At 43.0% G+C, this 6,764-nt stretch carries 4 protein-coding genes; 1 reads left to right on the forward strand and 3 read right to left on the reverse strand.

All coding sequences use genetic code 11. The features are described from left to right. Window positions 1-13 precede the first annotated feature (13 nt). The 3 genes from QWZ04_RS19955 to QWZ04_RS19965 all read right to left on the reverse strand — a co-directional run bounded on the left by QWZ04_RS19955 (window position 14) and on the right by QWZ04_RS19965 (window position 3,781). Complete coding sequence (locus tag QWZ04_RS19955; protein ID WP_290329995.1) at window positions 14-1,315, reverse strand: TolC family outer membrane protein; 1,302 nt, start codon at window positions 1,313-1,315, stop codon at window positions 14-16. A 525-nt stretch (window positions 1,316-1,840) separates the two neighbouring features. After that, the gene (locus QWZ04_RS19960) at window positions 1,841-2,461 is read right to left on the reverse strand and encodes an OmpA family protein (RefSeq protein WP_290329996.1); all 621 of its coding nucleotides are present in this window, start codon (window positions 2,459-2,461) and stop codon (window positions 1,841-1,843) included. Between the two features lie 15 nt (window positions 2,462-2,476). Continuing rightward, a complete protein-coding gene (locus QWZ04_RS19965) occupies window positions 2,477-3,781 on the reverse strand; it encodes a TolC family outer membrane protein (RefSeq protein WP_290329997.1) in 1,305 nt (434 codons plus the stop codon). A 456-nt stretch (window positions 3,782-4,237) separates the two neighbouring features. Here QWZ04_RS19965 and QWZ04_RS19970 point away from each other — a divergent pair. After that, window positions 4,238-6,764 (forward strand): Ig-like domain-containing protein (locus QWZ04_RS19970; RefSeq protein ID WP_290329999.1); only part of this gene is annotated, 2,527 nt, incomplete at its 3' end.

Genomic DNA, 6,764 nt, shown 5'->3' on the forward strand with positions numbered 1-6,764 from the left:
GGGTCTCTAGTAATTAGTAGTGTTGGTTCTTAGTCCACTCTTCAGGGATATCGACTCGAAGAGCATCGAGCAAATTACCACTGGCATTCATCACACGGTATTTGGCTAACTGTTCTGCATAGTTCGCATCGACATAGGCTTTACGTGCTTCAAAGAGTTCGTTTTCGGTATTGAGTAGATCAAGTAGTGTTCGTTTTCCTATTCGGTACTGCTTTTCATAAGCAATAACAGTATTAGAAGCTGAGTCGACGTGATCGGCTAAGAATTCTTTTTGCTGGAGCGTGAGATCCAAAGCACTCCATGATAGTTGTAGGCTCTCTTGAATGTTCCGGTGTGTTCTGTCGCGTAAGTCTTTGGCTTTATTTAGCTGGTAAGCTGCGCGCTCCGAGTTTGCCTCATCGCTACCTCCGTTATAGAGGTTATAGCGAACTCGCAGCATGGCACTGGTTTCGCTACTACTGCCCTCAAGACCGCCAGCGTCATCACGCCAAGTTTGTGCTGCTTCAAATGACAATGTAGGGAAATTCACGCCTTTGGTTTGATCGTATTGAAATCTGGCTGCATCGACGTCAGCACTCGCCACTTTTATCACCGGGTGAATGTCATAGGCACTGTCTAACGCTTGCTGGAATGTTAACGGTAAGGCCGTCACATCGGCGCGCGGAAATACTAAGCCTTGAGGCCGTTGTCCAACGAGGCGAGTGAATTGAGTATGAGTATCAAATAGGTTGTTTTGAGCCGCAAGGAGGTTGCCATGCGCTTTCGCGATACGTGCTTCCACTTGAGACACATCTGCAATTGATCCAATGCCCGACTCAGCTCTTCGCTTGATATCGTTGTAGATTTTTTTGTGAACCGCTAGGTTGCTTTCCGATAATTTGAGTACTTCATTCGCTTTTACCGCATCTAAATAGACGCTGGCTACCGCTAGGGCTTTATCTTGTGCGTTGGCGATCAATTGAAATCGCATTGATTCGGTTTCTGCTGCGGTTCTATCAATGTTATTGAGTGTTGATGACCCATCCCAAATCAGTTGGTTAAAAGACAAGGTTGCGTCTTTACGATTCAGGTTTTTTCGGTTGTCTGATACTGAGTCGACGCTTTCGAAACCAATACCAGCATCGAGATTGATTTTTGGCTTATAAGCACCGGTGGCTGACTCGTTATCTTTTTGATAACTCATATAGTCGTTGAAGGCACTTTTGATCTCTGGGTTTGTTGCCAAAGTCATTGCAATAGCTTGCTCTAGTGTTTGAGCATGTGCCGATATAGATCCGCTTATAAATACAGCAATAGCGCACAATCGGATATTCATTGCGGCAATTCCCCAGTAGTAAATTCTAAATTATTGTATATATATTAGCGTAATATTGTTCTCATTTCTGAGACTGTAATGCAAGGTGGGAACTATTGGCGGTCTAAAAATTGCGGTGTTGAAGTTATTGAGGATTTGAATTCGGTTATTTTATCGATTGCGTTCAAATTTTTTTCGCGTGATAAATAAGCTGTTGTTTTAATGTTAGAAAATAATGGGAATGGATCACTTTTTAAAATATCACGTTTGAATTTATTGTTTGATATTTATAATACAAATAAATATGCAACTCAATGTTATGTGTTCGGGTTAGTTTAGTTCGCAAATAATGTGATGGTAGTTCCAATTCTGGGGTTGTGGGAGCGGAAGAAAGAAAAAGCACTTGTTTTATCATTGTATAAGTTAGTTATTCTTAACGTTTGGCTTAAAAGTTCCAAGTTATCGCTGCAATATTGACGCAATAAAAAACCGCACAAAATGCGGTTTCTATATGACTTAAAATAAAAGAAGACTGGCCGATGAGTGCTATTTTTTCCTTACTGTAAAAATGGTCCACTCCCTAACGACGTCCCCCTTAAAACCAACAACTGAGGCGGTCACACGCCTGTTCAGAGCTTGGTTGGCTTTGCTGTCACCTTCTACGGCTAGCACCGAATCACCAAACCCTACAGTTTTAATTCTTGTATGGCTTACCCCGTAACCGATGAGGGCCCGTCTTACGTTTTGGGCGCGGGTTTTAGATAACTCTAAATTATGTGAAGCATTACCAGTACGGCTCGCAAAGCCCTGAAGCTCGATGGTTGTTTCTGGGTAGATATCCAAAAACTCTGCCATCGTGCGTATTTGCGTTAAGAAAATTGGCGATATTTCAGTTTCATTATTACCGAATAAAACTTTGAGCTGCTTTTGCTCTCTGTTTTCGTAATATTTCTCGCAGCCTTCGTTATCAACTAATGCGGTTCGCGGAGTGCCACTGCATAAATCTCGTGCGTTGATTACTCCATCGTAATCATCGTCGGTAAGATCGGCAGATTGCTTCGCGATAGGAGTAGCAATATATTCATGTTCTTCTGCCTGAACCGCTGTCGTACTAGTTACTGCCAGTATGATGAGCGGAAGCAGTGTCCTTGCTAGTAAATTATTCACGATTGTATACCTAATTTAGTAGTCAACGGGTTCGTTCCACTCGTTCGGAACGTCGATTAGTAATGCACTTAACAGGGTGCCGGTTGCGTTCATCACTCGGTATTTAGCGAATTGCTCAGCGAAGTGAGCATCAACATACGATTTTCGAGCTTCAAACAATTCATTTTCTGTGTTTAACAGATCAAGTAACGTTCGTTTACCTATTCGATATTGTTTTTCATAAGCTATAACGGTTTGAGCTGCGGAATCGACATGGTCGGCTAGGAATTCTTTTTGTTGAAGCGTAAGATCCAATGCACTCCAAGACAGTTTTAGGCTTTCTTCAACCGTTCTGTATGAGCGATCTCTTAGATCTTTTGCTTTATTGAGTTGGTATGCAGAGCGTTCGATATTCGCATCATCACTGCCACCGTTGTACAAGTTATAACGCATACGAATCATTGCAGAAAGCTCGTCGCTGCTGCCCTCTAATCCGCCGGCATCGTCTCGCCAAACTTGGCCAGCTTCGAATGAAATTGTTGGGTAATTTACGCCTTTAGATTGGTCGAACTGAAACCTTGCCGCATCAACATCGCTCATTGAAACTTTAAGAACTGGGTGATTATCGTTAGCGGTTTTTAAAGCGTCACCAAGGGAGAGTGGGAGTTCGTTTACGTCTGCTCGAGGGAAGACAAGCCCTTGCGGTGTTTGGCCAACAATTCGGTAAAACTGAGTATGGGTATCGAAAATGTTATTTTGAGCCGCGAGTAAATTGCCGTGAGCCTTTGCTATACGAGCTTCTACTTGTGAAAGATCAGCGGTTGATCCAATGCCTGATTCTGCTCGCTTTCGGATGTCTTTGTAGATCTTTTTATGAACCGCTAGGTTACTCTCTGAAAGCGCTAAGATCTCGTTCGCTTTTACTGCATCGAGGTATATTTGAGTCACCTCCAGCGCCTTATCTTGGGCATCTGAAAGTAGCTGAAAACGCATGGATTCGGCTTCTGCTGCAGTCCTATCCATGTTGTTCAACGTGGCTGAGCCATCCCAAATTAACTGGTTGAGCGTGAGTGTCGCTTCTTTACGATTTAAGTTAGTACTAACGTCCTGTGTGGTATTCACTTTTTCGTAACCTATTCCTGCATCTAAATCGATAGAGGGGAGGTAAGCGCCGTTCGCAGACTCATGCTGTTTAACGTAACTTTTGTAGTCGTTAAAGGCACTTTTAAGCACAGGATTTGTCGCTAGAGTAATCGCAATAGATTGCTCAAGCGTTTGAGATAAAACACTATTTGACAGCAGTAACGCTGATGCCAGTAGCGTGATTTTTGTCCTATTCACGACGTTCTCCAGGTTGTCCATTACCAAGTTTTAACAAGTGTATGAGTAAATGCGGTCTCAAATGTGAGAATTTAATGATTAAGTTAAGACTAAATAACATATTTACTAATGATTAGTATACCTAGTGTTGCTAATTTTATTACCATTAATGTATTACACGTATATCTAGTTTCTCACTCATTCTTGGTTGTTTTGATTTGTTCCGTTTTAAGCGGTTTCATTGTAACTGGTTACTTATTGATTATGGTTCATAAGCAATCAATAAGAAAAAGTGAGGTTGGATAATGGGACTTATCTCTAAGTTGTAAAAGTGACGTCGGCCATATGTCACAGCCAGTGTTGGTTTTGTGGCCTTGGTTCCACTTCGATGATAAGTTACCTGTTCGATCATTTTTTTAACATCCATCAATTCACTTGGGTTTGGTGAAGGATGTAAAACTGTTTTTAGAGGTTCACATGGATTCTGTTTACTCATTGTTGTCTGCTAGTGCTGTTGCATCAGGGCAAATTATTGTTATTGATGCGTTAGGTAATTTGAAAGTTGTTCCTCAGGGGACGGCGTTAAAACCAGGAGAAGTCGTTGTAAGTAACGGTGACGATCAAATTACCGTTGATGGCAATGATCTTCCGTCAGCAAGTATTGTTGGTGATGATCTGTCTTTGACAGAGTTGAACCTAGACGATGAGATTAACCAGATCTTTGCAGCATTAGAAAGCGGAGAAGATCCCACTCAATTTGATGATGAATTCGCTCCAGCAGCCGGTGAGGCCAGCAGTGGTTCAAGCTTGACCACTTCTGGTGAAATTGAACGTACTGGTGCACAAACCCTTGCTTCAACCTCTTTTGATACCAGTGCACTTCAAAGTCAGGGCCTCTCTCAAACCCAAAGCCTGACTTTATTAGAATCCTATAGAAGCCTAATTTCGACCGACGATGCGGCACCTGAATCAGAATTGCCAGTTATCACAGTTGCGGACATTAGTGAAACCGAAGACAGCACACCTTTATTCAGTGGAACCGCTACCAATGTAAACGGTGACTTAACCCTAACGGTTAATGGTAAAGACTACACAGTGACACCAGAAGCTGATGGCTCATGGTCATTCGAATTACCACAAGAAGATGCTTTGGCTGATGGCGCTCACGAAGTGACGGTGACTGGGCAAAACGCTCAAGGTGATAGCTCGTCTGCATCTGATCAATTTTCTGTTGATGTGAAGCCTCAGGTAACGATTGTTGACCAAACGGTTTCTGAATCCAATACACCTGTATTTTCGGGTACATCATCAAATACTGATGGTGATCTAACCGTCAATGTTAATGGTAAAGATTACAGCGTTACTCCAGATTCTGATGGTAACTGGACATTACCTTTACCTGCTGAAGATGCCCTAGACGATGGTGATTACACCGTTGTGGTTACGGGATCTGATGCTCAAGGTAACAGCGCGACCGATTCAGATAGTATTCAAATTGATGCCAATAAACCGTTAGTCAGTATTTCAGACCAAACGGTTACCGCTGATAATACGCCTCTATTCTCAGGCACTTCGTCACATACCGATGGCGATCTAACACTAACTGTAAATGGTAAAGGTTATTCCGTTACTCCTAACGCCGATGGGTCTTGGTCATTTGAGCTCCCTGCGGAAGACGCACTACCTGATGCGACTTATGATGTGGTGATTAAAGGCTCTGATTCTCAAGGTAATGAAGCGCAGGATACGGATGAGTTTGTTGTTGATGCTACTGCGCCCGAAGCGCCAAATATCTCTCTTGATAATGATACGGGCACTTCTAACCAAGACTTCTTAACCAAAGATGGTTCATTTTCGATTTCAGACATAGAAAATGGTGCGACGGTCGAGTATTTCGTTGACGGCTCGTGGACGACTTCAGCTCCAACACCTGTAGAAGGTGAAAACACCATTACAGTTAGGCAAACTGACGACGCTGGAAACTCTTCTGAATCATCTTCTTTAACGTTTACTCTCGATACTAAAGCTGATTCCGGCGTGGTTAGTATTGATGATATTACTTCTGATGATGTCATTACTGTTACTGAAAAAGGCCAAACCATTGCTGTCACAGGCAGTGCTGTTGGTGGTGATATTCAGTCCGGAGATACTGTCACGGCTGAGATAAATGGCAAAACATATACGACAACTGTGGGTGAAAACGGTAAATGGCAACTTGATGTTAATGGTGAGGATTTAGCCGCTGACACCGCTTTTGACGTATCTGTTAGCTCTGAAGATGCCGCTGGAAATTCAGTTGAGAGCAAAGGTAGCTCGACGCACACCTTTGATGAAACACCAGTAAACGTCAATATCGACATAAACCCAATAACCGATGACTCCGTTGTTAACGCAAAAGAAGTTGCTGGCACAGTAACTATAACAGGTACTGTAACTGGTGAAACGTATGAAACGGCGGTCGTGACACTAACAGTTAACGGTGTTGAATACACAGGCACTGTGACTGATGGGAAATACAGCATAGATGTTAATGGTTCTGATTTACAATCGGACTCTAACAATGTCGTAGACGCAAAAGTTGATGTTGTTAACGCTGCTGGAAATATAGGCTCCGCGACCTCAACAGAGTTCTATTTAGTCGATACTTTTGCTAGAGGCACAATCTCGATTGACTCAATCACCGATGATAACGTGATTAATAAAAGCGAAAGTGAAAGTACAGTGGCTATTACTGGCTCAGTTGGCGGTGACGCTAGGCCGGGTGATCAAGTTTCGGTTGTTGTGAATGGCGTAACTTACCTGACAACAGTTTTGAGCGATAAATCTTGGGCTGTTGACCTTCAGGGGAGTGAGCTAGCTGCTGATAGTTCAGTGACCGCCACGGTAACTGGTGATGATTGGACTGGGAATGAGTTTAGTGGTTCTGTTTCAAAAGGTTATGTGATTGACACCACGGCTCCAAGCGTGCCAGTGGTGAATGCTCAAACCACGAGTGACGTGACGC

Source organism: Vibrio tapetis subsp. quintayensis (genome assembly GCF_030409945.1).
In the GTDB taxonomy this organism is placed as follows: Bacteria; Pseudomonadota; Gammaproteobacteria; order Enterobacterales; family Vibrionaceae; genus Vibrio; species Vibrio quintayensis.